This is a genomic window from Paenibacillus sp. FSL P2-0136 (genome assembly GCF_037975325.1).
Classification (GTDB): Bacteria; Bacillota; Bacilli; order Paenibacillales; family Paenibacillaceae; genus Paenibacillus_AQ; species Paenibacillus_AQ silagei.
On sequence record NZ_CP150244.1, the window covers coordinates 4,814,716 to 4,833,061 of the forward strand.

Consider the following 18,346-nt stretch of genomic DNA (forward strand, 5'->3'; position numbering starts at 1 on the left):
ATAATACCAAACCAGGAGGCAAAAATAAAATGAAACTTAGCCACCCGAATGCAGGTGTCATTCCTCCCGTCCCGACCATTCTGGATTCCGCCGGAAAATTCGACCGTGACGGAATGAAGCTGCTGATCGACAGCCTGATCGCCAAAGGGGTTCACGGTCTGTTTTTCCTTGGAACGGCCGGAGAATTCACCCTGTTCACCGCAGAGCAGCGTGAGGAGATCGCAGAGCTATGCCTGGAGTATACGAATGGCCGTCTTCCGGCCTGGATCGGCACCGGCAGCAATACCGTTGCTGAGACCCTCCGGCTCTCCCGGCATGCCGCTGAGCATGGAGCTACCGGCATCGTCATTATGAATCCGTATTACTACAAGCTGAGCGGGGACGCCCTGTTCGCCCATTATGCCGCTGTGCTGGAAGCGGTCGATGTGCCGCTCATGCTGTACAACTTCCCGGCCATGACCGGCCAGGATCTGACTCCGGCGTTCGTTGCCCGCCTGGCCGCACATTATCCGAATGTACTCGGCATCAAGGATACCGTGGACCAGCTTAGCCACATCCGCCAGATGATCATGCAGGTTAAGGCGGTTAGTCCGGACTTCTCTGTCTTTTGCGGCTTCGACGAATATTTGCTGCCCACGCTGGCTGCCGGAGGAGACGGGGCGATTGCTGCCAGTGCGAACTTCGCTCCAGAGCTGATGCTCGGCGTGTATGACAGCTTCAAGCAGGGGGACTTAGCCGGAGTGCTGTCCTTCCAGCAGCGGCTGATTGAGATTCCGGCGCTGTATGCCATCGATGACCCGTTCATCGCTTCGATCAAGGAAGCCGTCCGCTTGTCCGGCGTACCGGTATCCACCTTCAGTCTGGCTTCGCCTGGGATATGGAGTGCGGAGCATGAAGAGAAGCTGAAGTTGATTTTCAGCCGGGCGGGTATTGCCCAAGGGTAAGCGATATTTATAGCGCGGACTCATCCATTCTTATTTTTCACAATTACCCCTTCTATTAAGGTCAGCCCGTATTGGGGCTGGCTTTTTTTGGTGCTGGGCGGTGCTATGTACTGTTCCTAGTACGGCTTCTTGCACGGTTCCTTGTAAGGTGCCTAGTGAGGCTTCTTGCAAGGCTCTTAGTGAGGTTCCTCCTTTCTTCGCGGTGAAGGTTGGTCTATAATTTTGTTCAGATGCACAATGAGTGAAGTAGAGGCAATATTGGCGGTTACCCGCTCAAGACGAGGAGGGCGTTCCGGTTGTTTCAGCTATCGGAGAAGCAGGCGCAGGAGATTGTAGACAAGATGATGATGGACATCCCTTATAACATCAACATCATGAATCATGAGGGGATCATCATCGGCAGCGGACATAAGGCAAGGGTCGGCACCGTTCATCAGGGGGCTGTCGAGGCGCTGTCCACCGGGCAGAGGGTCGAAGTCATGGAGGACGGGCGATATGAGAAAAAGGGCACCAACGAACCGATTGTCATCGGCAACACCCGCGTAGGTGTAATCGGGATCTCCGGCAGCCCGGAAGAGGTCCGGCCCTTCTGCAATATCGTAAGAACCACGGTATCGCTGCTCATTGAACAAAGAAATACGCTGGAGCATCTGGCCAGCGAAGCCAGTCGCAAGAAGGCTCTGCTGGAGATGCTCCTTGACCATCAGGGAGCATATTCCCAGAAGCTGCGGAAAGAAGCCGCAGCCTATCAGATAGATCTTCTGCTGAAGACCACCGTGCTGTATCTCAAGCATGTGCAGCCGGAGCTGGATGAGGCGAAGCTTCTGTTCCTTCACCCGTCCTTCCAGCTCGACGGGGATACATGGGTAATCCTAGTCCAGAACCGGCCGGACTGCAGCCGATTAATTGCGGAGCTGATGCATAATCAGCCGCAACTCCTGCTGTCTTCGGGCCGGCTGGAGGCCAGTATCGCGGAGGGCTACCGTCAGGCCAAAGCTGCCCTGGGTGTTCTTCTGGCACTCCGCCCTGCTGTGCAATCGATCCGCTACGAGGATGCGGAATTTCTGGTGAAGCTCAGTCAGGCAAAGCTGTCAGACAAGCCCGGAACGGTGATCAAGCTGGAGGATACCGCCGATCTGCTGGAGACGCTCCGCAGCTTCATCAATCACAATTGCAGCGTCTCGCAGACGGCTGAGCAGCTGAACATCCACCGCAATACGCTGCAATACCGCCTAAAGCGGATCGAGAGCATCACCGGCAAGGACCCGAGGAATCTGCTGCAGCTCTTCGAGCTTACGCATGAGCTGCTGGCGCTGTATAAGTAGATACTATAAAAGAAGCACTTGCGATTAGAACCCAAAGCCTGGTCGTCGCTGCGGTGAACATTTGGACTTCCGGCCACATCTCATATAGTTGAAATTTCAGCACGATCATAGGTGGATTAAGTACATCTAATTTCCGGCTAAATGACAAGCTGGGGAGTTTAATTGGAAAAAAGGCATTTAGTTCAGCCCAACTCCCGCCAAACGCAGGTTTCCGGCTAAGCAGTTGTACTTTTCCATTTAAAATGCCCCAATGTACGGATTAGCGAGAATTACTTTAACTAATGGCTTGCTCAGGGGTTACCTCACCCGATTAGGGGCGAGGGGTAGGCCTAACTGCAATTCGTACAACTAAATCGTCCGATGTGCCTCCAAATCTCCGTTTAGATGTAGTTCGTGCAATTAAAATGCCCCTATACCTGGATTTTCGCCCATCCGGGCAAATGTAGTTGCACAAAATACAATTAGAAAAGGAAATCCATCCGTTACACTGTTTTTAGTTGCACAGAATACACTTATCCCTGTTTTTCACTACGGACGCAACTTCATACCTTACCGCTTTTATGGAATGAAATCACTTGTTTAATTCTGATGGTCTATTAGGCAGCCTTCAGCCGCTCAACCACAAAACAGTGGCCCCGGGGAAATTTTATTCCCGGGGCCACAAGTTTCTATTCGGCTAGCTTCAGCAGCCTGGCGATATTCTCGCAGGTCCGCTCGACATTGGCGGGGCCGTCAGCCAACAGCTTCTCCAGGCTCGAAGCGCCGGGAACGATGCCGAAGACGGCGTCGATCCCTTCGGCGTAGAGCGTCTCGATTCCCTCACCGATATAACCGGCCAGGGCGATGACTTTTTTGCCGCCGGCTTTGGCGGTGCGGGCTACGCCGTACGGCGTTTTGCCGAATTTGGTCTGGAAGTCAATCCCGCCTTCTCCGGTGAAGACGAAGTCCGCCTGCTCCAGCTTCTGCTGAAGCCCTGTGTATTCAATCACGATCTCGATTCCCTTCTGCAGCGTGGCCTGCGTGAAAATCATCAGACCAGCGCCCAGTCCCCCCGCTGCACCAGCTCCGGGAAGGTCGCGGACATCCTTGTGAAGCTGCTGCTTCACCACCGCCGCATAATGGGCCAGATTGGCGTCAAGCTGCTGCACCATATCGGGCGTGGCCCCTTTTTGCGGACCGAATACGGCTGAAGCCCCCTGCTCCCCGCAGAGCGGATTAGTCACATCACAGGCAACGATGAGCTGAACCTGCTGCAGTCTCGCATCTAGCCCGCTAACATCTACATTCGCCAGCCGTCCCAGGCTGCCGCCGCCGCGCGGAAGTAAGTCCCCCGCTTCATCCAGGAATCGGGCGCCGAGCGCCTCCGCCATTCCTGCACCCCCGTCATTGGTGGCGCTGCCGCCGATGCCGATGATGATTTTGCGGATACCACGGTTCAGACATTCCAGAATCAGCTCGCCCGTGCCATAGGTAGTGGTGATCAGCGGATTCCGCTCTGCCTTGTCCACCCGCTGAATGCCGCTGGCCGAAGCCATCTCGATTGCCGCCGTCTGGCCGTCACCGAGAATGCCGAATTGTGCCGTCACCGGCTGTCCCAGCGGTCCTGCAACTTCCAGATAATGAATCTCTCCGCCGGATGCGTCGACAAGGGACTGTACGGTCCCCTCCCCGCCGTCCGCCATCGGAACATGGATATAGGTTGCTTCAGGGTATATTTTGCGGAGCCCGGCCTCCATCGCTGTACATACTTCCTTCGCAGTCATGCTCTCCTTGAAGGAATCCGGCGCCAGTACAAAGGTTCTCTCTCTCATGTCCACACCTCATCTATATTATTGATCTTAGAGTAAAAATCCGTAAACCAGCGTAGCCACAATCGTCATTGTACCGCCAACTATGGCCTCATACGGGATGAGTCCCATGCGCTGCTTGATCGACATTTTCATACTGTCCGCTGTTACATGGAAGTAAGTGCCCTGCGGCAGCGAGTCGATGACCGTAGCTCCGGTATGAACCATCACAGCAGCAGCCAGCGGAGCCGTGCCCATATTCAGAATGGCCTGCCCGAAGGAGCCGGTAGCAACAATAACACCTGTGGATGTTGAAGCGGTAGCCGCAGCCATCAGTATCCCTGAGATCGGTGCAAGGAACGTCCCGGAAATCCCGGACAGCTCAATCAGATGCACCACCTGGGCGGACAGATCGGAAGCGGAGATCAGACCGGCGATGCCGCCTGCCCCGATTAGAATCAGGACTGTTGCAGTCATTTTGCTAAGGCCGGAGGATGTATATTGCAACACCTTGTTGCCTTGTCCCATCGCCAGCATCCCGATAGTCCCCGCCAGCGGCAGAATGTAGAGTGCATCCACCTTAAGCTTGGTCAACGCTTCGATCCCGGAGATGGATCCAATCGGATTAATCATGAGCAGGACGATGGCCACGAGTGGAGCCACAATCGCTCTGCTGAGCGGCGGATAAGCGTCCGTATTCGCGTTGTCTGCACCGTTTGCAGCTTCTGCCGTGGTAACCATGACGCCTTTTTTCTTCAGCAGGGTTGCTAAGATAACGGTTACAATTAATCCGCAGATTGCCGGAATCACGCCTGCCAGCATGACATTGCTCAGATCAAGATCAAAGCCGCGCGCAGCAGCAATCGTATTCGGATTCGGTGAGATAATGTTACCTGCCTTCCCTCCGCCTGACAAGGCCAGCAGCAGCGCCAGCTTCGAGATCTCCATTTTGTTGCCTACAGATAAAGCAATTGGAGCCACAATCAGCACCGCTACCGGGATGAATACGCCCATTGCCGTAATGACCATAGTTGCCAGCGCGAGGGCCAGAATGGCCTTGCTTCCGCCGAACTTTCGGACAATAGCCTGGGCTATGGCTTCAGCCGCACCCGACTCCATCATCACACCAGCGAGCACACCGGCGGCCAGCACCCGCAGCACCGTGCCCATTACACTTTGTGTACCGCTTACAAGAACACTTACGGTCTGTTCGAGATTGGCTCCGCCGATCAGCGCTCCTACAATGGCACCCAGGAACAGAGCGTAGACCGGATTCAATTTTCTAAGGATCAGAATAATGGCAATTGCCAGTCCTGCGAGCGCTCCATACCAACCAATGATTAATCCTTCCATTTCAAATATCCCCCTAACAACTTGTTGAACACGCTCTCATTATAAGGTCTGGGAGGAGGAAAAGAATATTGATGAACGGACGAAATGCATTGTGCAAGTGACCAACGGATTAGGGGGTATATCTCAATTTTGGAATAGGTGCTCTGCAAAGAAATACGGACGGTTCTCTTTAATGATGTCATCAACCGTATCCTGATAGAAGTCAGCAAACCCACTTTTCAACTTCCCTGCCGAGCTCCTGGTGCTGGCCATCTCCAGCCCTCTTCTCCTCCAACTGTCCTAATATCATCATTATATTTCATTACTTCCCTCATCATAAGGCTTTAAAGTTCAGTCAGGGTTGCAGGAGTTTAGGTATATTGCTTATACAAACTGAGTGAGAATGATTACTTAAGAAGGTACAGCCAATATATACTCAGACATATAGTTCAAAATCTAAAGAAAAGTATTCAGTTCTTCTTCAGTTACGAGACCTTGAACATGCAAAAAAAGCTCATTCCTACTCATCGTTCAAGTGGAAAAGAGCTTTTAAAGTTTACCCAATAAAAATTATTATTCCATCTCGATGGCTAAAAGCAATAGGCACTTCAGTCTCAATCAATTCGATTCTTTCAATAATTTTTATCTTCTTTTCGTCAGGTAAGTTCTCCTTCGCCCATTCTTTTATTTTTGATAATTCTTCTAAAACAAATGGAAAATCTTCTTCAACTAAATCGATCCCAACGGAAAATACTTTAGTCCACTTTAATCCTAATTGTTCGATTGCTGGTTCCCAACATTCATTGAAGAAAGACTCAGCAGCAACAGGAATAAGAAATTTCTCTTCAAACTCATCTTTTGCATCTAAAACCATAACACTAATTGACATTACTTTTTCCCTCCAAACAATGCATCAAAAGTGTAACCAGGAAATTCTTTTCTTAATTGTTCCAAGCTATTCTTAACAGCTTGCCTTAATTCAGGAGTATCTCCATCTAATCTGAAGATGAATTTCCGGATGTCTTTTATTTGATCTAACAAAGGCACATCTGGAGTCCCATTCTTAGTAGCTCGTGTAGCTGTAGCTTCTGCAATATTATTTATTCTTTTTCTAGTTTTATCCAGTATTTGTTTATCTGTAAATTGCTGAGGTGTTTGAGCAGGTAATCCAGTTTTAGGATTGATGACATCAAGCCCCTTCGCTGCTTTATCCTCATAGAAAACACCATTTTTCAAGTCAATCTCGTCAAATTCGCCAATCGGTTTTCCAGTGCGATCAACAATTTCAACTTCTTTTATTGGTCCAGCTTTTGGCGTCCCCTCAACCCTATCACTCTTCCCCTCCAAACCATCCATATACCGCTGCTGCACCGGCGTCTTCGGCAAGGCTGGAGTATCGGGAATCTCTCCTATCTTGAAAATAAACCCTTCCGGCGTCTGCACTGCCCGTCCCAGATCCGGGAGCTTTTGCTTAATCCCTTGCAGGGCATCCTTCGCCGCTTGGCTGACGGCGTCTTCTACCTCACCCAACACTTTCCCCACTTTGCCTGCTTTGGTGACCTGGAATCCGGGGACCAGAATCGACGCGACCGAGCCCAGCATTTTCGCCTTCTCTTCGGGTGTACCTTCGTCAAACTGATGATACGCCATCTTTGCCGCTTCCACCAGTACTTCCGGATGCTCCATGAGATATTGAGCTTGCTGCTTTATTTCTGTGGTGGTTTTGACCGGGTCTACCACTAGCTTGAAGGCAAAGGTTGCCGTATCCGCCACGCCCATGACGACCTCTTTCACCAAGCCTTCGGTAAAAGCCAGCACTACATCTCCCGACTGACGGACCTTGCTCTCCCATTTCGTGAGGCCGTACGTCTTATCCAGCCACCCCAGATAACTGGTGTACATGGGGGTGAGATATTCATTCGGCACATAGACTTTCGCCTGATAAAAGTCCCAGGTGGTCTCATTTTCCTTGTTGTCTGCGGTAATTGGCGTGCCGTCCGGCAGCGTAAGCGGCGGCCCGTTCAACCGCCGCTCCGCTTCGATCTGCTCCTGAACCTGCTTAAGAGCCGCTGCGATCTGAATTTCCTGCCGCTTGGCTGCAAGCTGACCCCGCGCATACGCTCCGGCGGCAGTCTTCTCCATCGCCAGCCGCAGCAGCAACAGATATTCTTCGTTATGTAGTAAGGGGACCTTGTCCGCCGTAATGGACGGATCATACTCGCAGGCTGTAACCGCTGGTTGTCTGTAGTGGGCGCTTAGATCCTTGCCGGATTCATAGTAGATCTTGGCTACGCCTAGAGAAACCAGCTTCTGCCGGGCTTCTTCGGCCTGCGCGTGGACAGCCTCCATCTGGGCTTGATTGCCGAACGCCTGATACACTTTGAAGGCCATCTGGGCCTTGGCGATCTGATTCCGCGCCGCGAAGATATCGTTCAGCTTACTTTGTGCAGCGATACTTTCTACGGTCAAGAGGCCGGAGGTTTGAATAACATTCCTGAGCTGCTGCACCACGGGGTCCCTGCTCAGCTCATCTTTTCCCGAAAGAGCGGCAATGGAAGTGATGAGATTCGTCGCACTTCGCTGCACGGATTCGGGGATGGAGAACCGTCCTGTGGCTAATTGCAGCCCGAAGCTGCCGAAGGCTGCGAGCAAAAGACTAAACTGCCCCGCCAGCTTGTCCGCCTGCCGCTTATTCTCTTCCTGCAAGTCCGAGACGCCTCTCAGGGCGACCCGGATAATATCCTCTAATTTCTCCGCTTCTACGGTTAATTCATTGATCAGGACCTGGGCCTTGATCATATGATCGCCCATCGGAATCCCGCCCCAGCCGCTGGACTGGCCCTTCAATTGAAGATATAGCCGATTGGTGTCCTGACTCACTTGGCCGATCTTCGTTTGCAGGCGCCTGACTTCATCTTCGTTAAATACTAGCTTTGTTGATGCCATCTTCACCCTCCCGTCGTACACCATACTTACCTGTATGTTATGTACACAAATTCATAGAATCATGGACTTGCAACTTCTTGCAAATATACGGAGTTCTAAGATAATTCATTAACTCGCTTGAAAGATACTTTTTCTGGTATTGATCCAAGGTTGTATTTATGATTACGTTACCATCCAAGTAGAAGTCACCGGGCCAAATGTATGTGGAAAACCGAATACAATGTGCTTCCGCGAAGGGATTCGGGCCAATGTATGCCAAAAACAGCATACATTGCGCTGGTGAGCAGGTGTGTGGCCCATATGTATGACAAAAACAGCATACATTTGCTTGCACACAGGCGCTCGGGCCGAATGTATGCCAAAAACAGCATACATTCGGTGCTGGTGCGTAGTTGTGGCCCGTATGTATGTGGAAAACAGCATACATTTGCTTGCGCACAGGCGCTCGGGCCGAATGTATGACAAAAACAGCATACATTTGGTTCTGGTGCGCAGGTGTGGCCCGTATGTATGTGGAAAACAGCATACATCTGCTAGCGCACAGGCGCTCGATCCGAATGTATGCCAAATACAGCACACATTGTGCCGGTGCGCAGGTGCATAGGCCAAATGTATGCGATAAACCGAACACAATAGATGGTCCCGCGTACTTCTTCAGAATGGAGTTCCAGTATTCCATCTAAGTATTCAATAATTATCCAATATTGATGTTCAGATCCCTTTATTATCGGAATTCGTTTCCATAAAGTTTATCAAAAAAATATTTTCATGACATATATTGGCTGACGGTTTCGCGCTATACTCTATTGTAAGCGTTATTATATTTGTGCTTACGGAGGCGATTTCATTCGTGTATACCCGTATCATCACCTTCATGAACAACCTGAAGCTCAGGACCAAGCTCTTTCTCTCTTTCGGCAGCGTCGTCCTGATTCCGGTGCTCATTGTGGGAGTGTTCCTGACCAGTGAGCTGCGGAATATGGCGATGAACAATGCGCTGAAGCAGATTACGGCGAATGTCGACCGTGTGAAAAAACGGACCAGTGAGATGCTGAACGTTCCGGTGGATATCGTCTACCGCCTGTCCAATGACAGCCGGCTGGAGGAGGCTGCGAATCACCGGTACGAATCAGTCTATGATGTGGTGCAGGCCTATTGGGATTATCCCGACTTCCGGGATTTCGTCCGCCTGTACAAAGAAATCTCCAGCATCCGGCTGTATATCGACAACCCAACGGTGCTTAACAACTGGGAATTCCTCCAGGCTGATGCCGCGGTTACCCGGGAGCCCTGGTACCAGCTCGCCCTCGCCCAGAAGGGACTCGCGTTCTGGAGTTATATCCCCGACAGCCGCAACGGCCAGTATTATCTCAGCCTGATCCGCAAGGTGGACTTCCTCAAGCAGCGCACAACCGGTGTGCTGGTCGTGAATGTCAATTCGGATCAGCTCAGCAGCATCCTGAAGCAGGAGACCTTCGAGACCTTTATCGTCGATGAGAACGATCATATTGTCGCCTCCAACCGGGCAGGTACCCTCGGCAAGTCGCTGCACGAAATCAACCTGAAGCCGCTGTCCACCCTTGCCGGGCACGGGCCTGCGGATATCACGATCGACGGGCAGTCCTTCAAAATGCTGATCGACGATTGGCATCCTGTGGGCAGCCTGAACAGCCTGCGGATCATCTCTATTTTCTCCGTAGAGAGTATTGTAAGTGAGCCTAACCGGATTATTTCCCTGGCTTCTTCCGTCATTATCTCCTCCCTATTCCTTGCAATCATCCTAATCTACTACTTCTCCCGCCTGCTCACCGGACGCATGCTGCATCTCAGCAAGCATATCTCCAAGGTTGCCTCCGGCAATCTGGAAGCCCGGCTCGTGATCGACGGCAAAGATGAGATCGGCCAGCTGGCCCGGCAGTTCAACCACATGGTCCGCAATGTCAACGAGCTGATGAGCGAGGTGCAGGAGTCCAACCAGCAGAAGAATGCTATCCTGCTGAAGCAGAATGAGATCAAATTCAAAATGATGGCCAGCCAGATCAACCCCCATTTCCTGTTCAATGCCCTGGAGTCGATCCGGATGAAGGCCCACACCCGCGGCCAGACCGATATTGCACAGGTCGTCCGGCTGCTGGGCAAGATGATGCGCAAGAATCTGGAGGTCGGCGGGGGCAGAATTACCCTGCAAAGTGAGCTGGAGACCGTAAACTGTTACCTGGTCATCCAGAAATTCCGCTACAATGACCGGCTCGCCTACGAGCTGTATGTTGATCCGGCAGCGAATACCTTAAAAATTCCGCCGCTTATTATTCAGCCGCTGGTGGAGAATTGTGTCATACACGGCCTGGAGGACCGGATGGACGGCGGAATGGTCCGGGTGGATATCCGGGTGGAGGATGCCCTGCTTAAGGTTCAGGTCTCCGATAACGGAACCGGAATCCCGCCGGCCCGGCTCGCAGAGCTGCGGCAGATGCTGGACAATAACGATGACTATGAGACCCACAGTATCGGAATGCGTAACATCCATCTGCGGCTGAAGCTGACCTACGGCCCGGAATGCGGCCTGGTTCTGTCCAGCCAGAGCGGATACGGCACACAGATCAGCTTCGCCATCCCTATAAGGAGTGATTCCTATGTATAGTGTGTTAATTGTTGATGATGAATTGTCTATCCGCGAAGGGCTTGTTACTCTGTTGGATTGGGAGAGTCTGGGCTACCGGGTAGTGGATACAGCTGCCAACGCGGTTGAAGCCAGGCATAAGGCTATGCTGTATTCTCCGGACCTGATGATTGTCGATATCCGTATGCCCGGGAAGGACGGGCTGGAGCTGATCGGCGAGCTGCGGGAGGATCATGAGGAGCTGCATATTCTCATCCTGAGCGGCTATGCCGACTTCAGCTATGCCAAGCGTGCACTGTCTTACAATATCGATAACTATCTGCTTAAGCCAGTCGATGAAGAGGAATTGCAGCTGTATCTTACGGGCCTATCCACCGTACTGAATGCGCGGCTGACGCACCGCAAGAATCATGAGGCTGTTAAGGTCTGGAGCCGGGAGATGCTGGTTCAGTCCCTGCTGATGGAGAGCAGTCTGCATCCCGCCCCGGCGCTGATGGAGTCGGCGCTGGAAGCAGGGCTGCTCTGGGATGCCTACCAGATCGTGCTGATCCGGCTGCTGCTCCAGGATCATGCGGACAACGGACCTTCCAGCAGCGTCAAGTCCCGGCTGACGTCAAGCTTCGAGGACAATAGCCGGGGCATCGTATTCGCGCTTGATTCTTATCTCGGGGTGCTGCTTCAGCCCTCTTATCAGAAGGAGCTGGTAAGCAAACGGATGGCCCGGCAGATCCGTGAGGCCGCTGCCGCTGAAGGACTGGAGTGCATCATCACCGCCGGGGATATGGTGGACAGTCTGGCGGAGCTGCAGCTCTCCCATCAGTCGGCGCTGGCGCGGATGAAGGATCACTTCTTCTATGATGAGCCGGGGATGATCGGCCCGGATTCGCTCAAGCTGAAGCAGGGGCTGCCTGCGAACCCCCAGGATACGGAGAGCAGGCTCGCCCCTGTGATGGACCGGCTCTATTTCGCCATGGATACCGGCAATCTCAGCGTAATCTCTGACCTGATCCAGGAAGCAGGGGACCTTATGGCTGCTGCGGGATTATCCGAGATGGCGGTGAAATCCTACTATGTCCGGGCCGTTACTACTATGTCCGGCAAGCTCTCCGTTCATTATAAGGAGCTTAGCGCTGCGCAGAGCCTGATGGAGGAGCAGATTCAGCAGATCTACAGGCATACCTCCCTCCCCCAGCTCCAGCGTTATATCTCAGGTCTGCTGGAGGAATACGCTGGCGGGATTATACGCGACGATATGGATGTCCTGATGAAACGGATGGTCGATCTGATCCACCGGCACTATGACGAGAATCTGAAGCTGGAGACGCTGGCCGATGTGTTCACCTATAGCAGTGCCTATCTGGGTAAGCTGTTCAAGAACACCATGGGCTGCTCCTTCAACACTTATCTGGATACGATCCGCATTGAGAAGGCCAAGGAGCTGCTGGATCAAGGCTGCAAAATCCATCAGGCTGCCAGCAGTGTCGGCTTCAGCGATGTCGATTATTTCCGCGAGAAATTCAAAAAAATCGCAGGCATCTCCCCTTCCGCTTACCGGAGAAAGGAGCCGGAGAATGTTTTTTCAGAAAGCGCTTACGAAAAAGACTGATTTTCCCCTGTTTTTACACTCAAATCTTCGGGTGTTTCCCGTCCTGGCGGCAGATTATGATAAAGCTATATCGAAGGAGGGACATAAATGAAAGCGATTACCACCACGATGAAGCCGGAGCCGAAGAAATCTGCTGCAAGCTTCTGGGGGAAATTCCGGCAGCAGAAATACCTCTATATGATGGCTGTTCCTTTTGTCCTCTGGGCCTTTGTCTTCAGCTATCTTCCGTTATGGGGGTGGATGATGGCCTTCCAGAAGTATAAGCCGGGCAAATCCTTTTTCGAGCAAAAATGGGTCGGCCTCCAGTACTTCCGGGAGCTGTTCCAGGATGAGCAATTCTTCAACGCCCTGCGCAATACGCTGGCCATGAGTATTATGGGACTGCTGGCAGGCTTTATCATTCCGATTATCTTCGCCATTCTGCTGAATGAGGTACGGCTGCAGGTGCTGAAGCGCTTTGTTCAGACGGTGTCGTATCTGCCACACTTTGTGTCCTGGGTGGTTGCCGCCGGGATCATTACCAAGATGCTCTCCACGGACAACGGCGCAGTCAATGACCTGCTGATGGGTCTTCATATCATCAGTGAGCCGATCCAGTTCATGGCGAAGGGCAATCTGTTCTGGGGCATTGTTACCGCCTCGGATGTCTGGAAGGAGACGGGCTGGAACACCATTATCTATCTGGCCGCCATCTCGGGCATCGGGCCGGAGCTGTACGAAGCAGCCAGGGTGGACGGAGCCAGCCGGCTCCAGCAGGTGCGTCATATTACTTTTCCGGGCATCCGGGGTACCATCGTGATCCTGCTAATCATGTCCATCGGCCATCTGATCAGCATCGGGTTCGAGAAGCAGTTCCTGCTCGGCAACAATCTGGTGCGTGATTACTCGCAGACTCTCGACCTGTATGCCCTGAATTACGGGCTGGGGATGGGACGGTTCTCCTTCGGGACGGCGATTAATATTTTCAATTCTGTGGTGAGTGTAATTCTGCTCTTTACAGCCAACGGCATCTTCAAAAAAATAACCAAGGAAAGCATCATATAGGAGGCCCTGCTCATGATTAAAAAACTGGCTGCGGCATCCTGGTCGGACCGCATCTTCGATTTGGTTGTCTATCTCGCGATTACGGTGGTTACCGTTGCTACGCTGTACCCTTTTCTGAATGTACTGGCGATCTCCTTCAATGACTCGACGGACAGCATCAAGGGCGGGATTACGATCTATCCCCGGGTGTTCACCTTCAAGAATTATGAGACGATCTTCGCCTTCTCCGGCCTGATTACCGGCTTCAAAATCTCGGTGCTGCGCACGGTTATCGGGACTCTGCTCGGACTGGTCAGTGCCTCCATGCTGGCCTTCACCTTAAGCCGGGTGGACTTCCAGGCCCGCAAGTTCGTCTCTACCTTCCTGGCGCTGACGATGTATGTATCGGGAGGCCTGATCCCCTTTTACATTCTGATTAAAGATCTGCATATGATGGGCACCTTCGGCGTGTATGTTCTGCCCGGTCTGGTGAGCGCCTTCAATGTGTTCGTGATCCGCTCCTTCATCGACGGTCTGCCTTACGCTCTTCAGGAATCCGCTAAGCTGGACGGAGCCAATGACTTCACCATCTACTGGCGAGTTATTCTACCGCTGACCAAGCCTGCGCTGGCAACCATCGCCCTGTTCCTGGCCGTCGGCCAGTGGAATGCGTGGATTGACACCTATCTGTATAACGGCTCGAAGGACTCGCTGACCACGCTGCAATTCGAGCTGATGAAGGTCATTCAGAGCACCACGACCAACGCGGATAATTTCCGCGGACGCAATATGACAGAGGTCATGGCCCAGATCTCCCCGGAATCGGTCAAAATGGCAATCACCATTGTCGTCACCGTTCCCATTCTGATTGTCTATCCGTTCCTGCAGCGCTATTTCGTCAAAGGCATGACGCTGGGTTCGGTCAAAAGCTAATCGGCTTAAGCGGTATCTTCAGGCTGCTGCCTGTGAATACAATATGTTTCTACCAGACAAAGGGAGGGTTTCTATTCATGACAAGAAAGACGGCGAAACCGGTTGTGGCGCTGATGGTGCTAACCTTGCTGCTTAGTGTGCTGGCAGGCTGCGGCGGAGGCAATAATAACGGCAACAAGAATACGGCTGAGAATACCGGGGCCAAGGCTACGAACAGCGGCAATGCCACGGCAACAGCTGAGGCTACGGCGGCGGCTGAGGACCTAAGTCCCCTGACACTATCCTTCTTCGCGGAAGACCCTAATCCGAACTGGAACAATATGAAGGATGAGGTCAGCACTGTCATTACGCAAAAGACCGGTGTCACCCTCGATGCCGAATTCGCTGTCGGTGATCCGCAGCAGAAGATTGCCCTCATTGCAGCGGGCGGGGATTATCCCGACATTATCTCGGCTAAAGGCGACATTGGTAAGCTGGTGGATGCCGGCGCGGTCCTTGATCTGACTGATCTAATCGATAAGCATGCCCCTAACATTAAGCGCGTGCTCGGCGATAATCTGGCCCGGGCCAAGTACACGAATGAAGACCAGTCGATCTACGCTATTCCAACTTGGGCAGCAGTGGATGAGAAGAAATTCGTAGCGGGCGGCGGCTTCGAGCTGCAGCACCGGGTATTGAAGGAAGCCGGGTATCCGGAGATCCGCACGGTGAAGGATTATGAGAACGTAATCAAAGCCTATCTGGAGAAGCACCCTACGGATGAGAACGGCAACAAAAACATCGGCGTCTCCCTCAACGCGGATGACTGGCATATGTACATTTCCGTTACCAACCCTGCGGTAGCTACAACCGGCGGCTCCGATGACGGAGAATATTACGTCGATCAGGAGACGCATGAAGCGATCTACCACTTCCGCCGCCCGGAAGAGAAGGAGTATTTCCGCTGGCTGAACCACATGAACGATATCGGCCTGCTTGACAAGGAGAGCTTCGTGCAGAAATACGACCAGTACAAAGCCAAAGTAGCGACTGGACGCGTGCTTGGCCTAATTGACCAGGACTGGGACTACAACGACGCACAGCAGGCGCTCAAAGCCGCCGGCAAATTCGATCAGACTTACGGACATTATCCGGTCACCTTAACTGAAGAATACAAGGAAACCAGCTTCTGGCCTACCGGCTTCATGGGCGGCTACGGCATCTCTATCTCCACCACTAACCCCGACCCGGTGCGGACGATCAAGTTCCTGGATTACCTGGCCTCCGATGAAGGACAGATCCTGAACAACTGGGGTATTGAAGGCAAGCACTATAAAGTGGAGAACGGCAAACGCGTAGTTCCGCAGGAAGTCCAGGACCGCATCAACAACGACAACACCGCCTTCACGAAGGAAACCGGCATTGGCTTCTACTGGAATATGATGGTCCACTACGGCGACGGGGCCAAGGATTCCACCGGCAACTACTACACCAAGAACTTCCCTGAGCAGCTCGTGCTGGGCTATAGCGATGTAGAGAAGGAGACGCTGGCAGCTTACAAAGCTACTACCTGGAAGGACCTGTTCCCGAAAGAAGAGGAATTCAAGGAGAAAGCCTACGGTGCAGCCTGGAACATTTCCATTCCCGGTGAGGATGAAGTCTCCATTCTGGGCAATAAAATGAAGGATATTACCTGGAAGCGCATCCCGCAGGCCATTCTGGCCAAACCGGCTGAATTCGATAAAATCTGGGATGATTACATGGCCGATCTGGAAAAAGCCGGCGTTAAGAAAATGGAAGCTGGATATACCAAGTATGTGCAGGACCGTGTGGAGCTGTGGAGCAGCAAATAGAGTTTTATGTTGGGTGAGCTCAAATACACAGATCAAAGGAGTAGTCGCCACTGCAGAGATTTTGGACTTCCGGCCGCTGTTGTTTCCAGATTTGCTGATTAGAACCGCTGTTCGCGGTAGAAATCCGGAAACAAAGGCGGACGCTAACACTCCTACAGTTCCAAAATCTCCTCCGTCGCTCCCTCCTTTATCTGAAGATTTATAGTCCAACCTATATTTCACATTAGCAAAGAACACCCGTGCGGGGAAATAGCACGGGTGTTCTTTGCTGCGCTAGAAGGGTAGTTAGTAGCTCATCAGATCTAAACATGTGAAAAATACTATAACTAACGGCTTGCTGAGGGGTTACCTCACCCCGAATCAGGTGCAAGGGGAAGTCTTAATTGTAATTCGTACAACTAAATCGTCCGATGTGCCGCCAAATCTCCGTTTAGATGTAGTTCGTACAATTAAAATGCCCCTATATCTGGATTTTCGCCCATCCGGGCAAATTTAGTTGTACAGACTACAATTAGAAGAGAATGTCCATCCGTTTCACAGTTTTTAGTTGCACAGAATACACTTATCCCTGTTTTTTTGCTATGAACATAGCTTCACTCCTTACTGCACTTATGGAATAAATCACTTGTTTAATTCTGATGGTCTACTAGCTATGCAGCTCGTGGTAAGTTTTGTTAATCATTTCGGTGTATATGGAAGGCGGGTATTCCTTCACCTGATCGTAGGCGTATTGGGACAACCGCAGTGCTTCCTCCTTCATGCCCCGGCGCATACAGATCTGTGCGCGGTAAGCATAAGCTGTCAGCAGGTTGGCGCGGTCAAGCGGGTGGTAGACCTGATCACCCGGCTCGGCCTTGGACAGGCTGATCAGCGCTTCATCGTCCTGGCCGAGATGATACCTGGCGATGCCGGACATGAGCTGGACGCTGGATGCGTAATGCTCATCCTCCTGCGGATACTGCTCCGCCAGCGCAAGAACCTTGCTGTACTCTCCCTTAGCTACCGCAAGTCTGATCTCTCCGATCACCACCAGCTTCAGTGAATCCTCAGATTCGGTGAATTCTGCGAATGCTCTGGCCTTCTTCATGGCCTCCTCTGCCGCCAAGGTCTCTCCTTCGGTCAGCGCCAGGATACCGAGCACCCGGTACAGATGATCCGTCATATAGTAGATTCCCTCTTCCCGTGAAACCTGCAGCGCCGCCAATGCAGCTTCACGGCTTCCCGCATAATCCCCCAGGGCAGACAGACTAATACTCTCAGCATAATGAAGATCGATTTCAAAGATAAAATCATTCCCCACCTTGTTATCCTCATACTCCTTGCGGACCCGGCGGATCAGCTCCAGCCCGTCCGCGTATCTGTTCTGTGCGAAATTCAGGGCATAGGAAATATACTGCACCTTCGCCCGTTCCACGAATAAGCCGAAGCGTTCATAGATCAGCGCTGCCCGCGCAAGCTCCGCTTCCCCGCCTCCGGCACCTGTATAGAAAAGGGAGCTTACATAGAACTCCAGCAGACGCGCAGCATCAATCGTCATCGGAAGCGTACGCTCCGTGAGCGGCTGAAGCCGCTGGATGACCTCCCTGTAATTCTTCGCCTTGAACTCAGCCTCCATCTCCCGGACAAGCGGAGCAAGCTCCGCCTCCTCCTCGCCTTCGAGGAAGTAGCCCGGATCAACTCCCAGCCTGCCGGCCAGAACCTGCAAGCTGTTCATCGAGGGCAAGGCGCGTCCATTCTCGATTTGACTCAGCATGCTCTTGGTCATATGGTCTCCGGCAAGGTCCGTCTGCGTAAGCCCCTTAGCCTTGCGCAATTGCTTGACTTTCTCTCCGATGGTTTGTTTGGTGGTCATCTGCTTGCCAACTTTCCAGGTAGCTTTTCTTTTCAGTATAGCTTACCTATACCCTAAGAGAAAGCTGGAAATACGCTAAAGTTAAATTATATTAAACTTTTTGTTGTATTCTTCAACTTTTACTCATATAATAAGTTTAATTAAAC

Annotated in this window: 12 protein-coding genes; 7 read left to right on the forward strand and 5 right to left on the reverse strand. The window is 52.1% G+C overall.

Features of this window, described 5'->3' with window-relative positions; all coding sequences use genetic code 11:
* Nucleotides 1-29: 29 nt before the first annotated feature.
* Nucleotides 30-944 carry a dihydrodipicolinate synthase family protein gene (locus tag NYE26_RS20590; RefSeq protein WP_339249715.1) on the forward strand — a complete coding sequence of 305 codons (915 nt, stop codon included), beginning with the start codon at nucleotides 30-32 and terminating at the stop codon, nucleotides 942-944.
* 296 nt (nucleotides 945-1,240) lie between these two features.
* Nucleotides 1,241-2,269, forward strand: coding sequence for a sugar diacid recognition domain-containing protein (locus NYE26_RS20595; protein WP_339249717.1), 1,029 nt, complete (start codon nucleotides 1,241-1,243; stop codon nucleotides 2,267-2,269).
* A gap of 668 nt (nucleotides 2,270-2,937) precedes the next feature.
* Here NYE26_RS20595 and NYE26_RS20600 read toward each other — a convergent pair.
* The 4 genes from NYE26_RS20600 to NYE26_RS20615 all read right to left on the reverse strand — a co-directional run bounded on the left by NYE26_RS20600 (nucleotide 2,938) and on the right by NYE26_RS20615 (nucleotide 8,334).
* A complete protein-coding gene (locus NYE26_RS20600) occupies nucleotides 2,938-4,080 on the reverse strand; it encodes a glycerate kinase (RefSeq protein ID WP_339249719.1) in 1,143 nt (380 codons plus the stop codon).
* Between the two features lie 27 nt (nucleotides 4,081-4,107).
* Nucleotides 4,108-5,409 carry an SLC13 family permease gene (locus NYE26_RS20605; RefSeq protein ID WP_339249721.1) on the reverse strand — a complete coding sequence of 434 codons (1,302 nt, stop codon included), beginning with the start codon at nucleotides 5,407-5,409 and terminating at the stop codon, nucleotides 4,108-4,110.
* Between the two features lie 535 nt (nucleotides 5,410-5,944).
* Nucleotides 5,945-6,277 (reverse strand): hypothetical protein, encoded by a 333-nt coding sequence (locus NYE26_RS20610; RefSeq protein ID WP_076081231.1) that lies wholly within the window; start codon nucleotides 6,275-6,277, stop codon nucleotides 5,945-5,947.
* Nucleotides 6,277-8,334 carry a hypothetical protein gene (locus NYE26_RS20615; protein ID WP_339249725.1) on the reverse strand — a complete coding sequence of 686 codons (2,058 nt, stop codon included), beginning with the start codon at nucleotides 8,332-8,334 and terminating at the stop codon, nucleotides 6,277-6,279. Before NYE26_RS20615 ends, NYE26_RS20610 begins: the two co-directional genes overlap by 1 nt.
* 850 nt (nucleotides 8,335-9,184) lie before the next feature.
* Here NYE26_RS20615 and NYE26_RS20620 point away from each other — a divergent pair.
* The 5 genes from NYE26_RS20620 (at nucleotide 9,185) to NYE26_RS20640 (ending at nucleotide 16,348) form a co-directional block, all read left to right on the forward strand.
* Nucleotides 9,185-10,975: a sensor histidine kinase gene (locus tag NYE26_RS20620; protein WP_081751385.1), complete on the forward strand. Its 1,791-nt coding sequence runs from the start codon at nucleotides 9,185-9,187 to the stop codon at nucleotides 10,973-10,975.
* Nucleotides 10,968-12,560: a response regulator gene (locus NYE26_RS20625; protein ID WP_339249729.1), complete on the forward strand. Its 1,593-nt coding sequence runs from the start codon at nucleotides 10,968-10,970 to the stop codon at nucleotides 12,558-12,560. Before NYE26_RS20620 ends, NYE26_RS20625 begins: the two co-directional genes overlap by 8 nt.
* 87 nt (nucleotides 12,561-12,647) lie before the next feature.
* The gene (locus tag NYE26_RS20630) at nucleotides 12,648-13,604 is read left to right on the forward strand and encodes an ABC transporter permease subunit (RefSeq protein ID WP_036731659.1); all 957 of its coding nucleotides are present in this window, start codon (nucleotides 12,648-12,650) and stop codon (nucleotides 13,602-13,604) included.
* A gap of 12 nt (nucleotides 13,605-13,616) precedes the next feature.
* Complete coding sequence (locus NYE26_RS20635; protein WP_076081237.1) at nucleotides 13,617-14,516, forward strand: carbohydrate ABC transporter permease; 900 nt, start codon at nucleotides 13,617-13,619, stop codon at nucleotides 14,514-14,516.
* Between the two features lie 77 nt (nucleotides 14,517-14,593).
* Nucleotides 14,594-16,348, forward strand: a complete 1,755-nt coding sequence (locus NYE26_RS20640) for an ABC transporter substrate-binding protein (protein WP_339249732.1) — start codon at nucleotides 14,594-14,596, stop codon at nucleotides 16,346-16,348.
* A 646-nt stretch (nucleotides 16,349-16,994) separates the two neighbouring features.
* Here the strand turns inward: NYE26_RS20640 and NYE26_RS20645 are convergent.
* The gene (locus tag NYE26_RS20645) at nucleotides 16,995-18,200 is read right to left on the reverse strand and encodes a helix-turn-helix transcriptional regulator (protein ID WP_339249734.1); all 1,206 of its coding nucleotides are present in this window, start codon (nucleotides 18,198-18,200) and stop codon (nucleotides 16,995-16,997) included.
* Nucleotides 18,201-18,346: the final 146 nt, after the last annotated feature.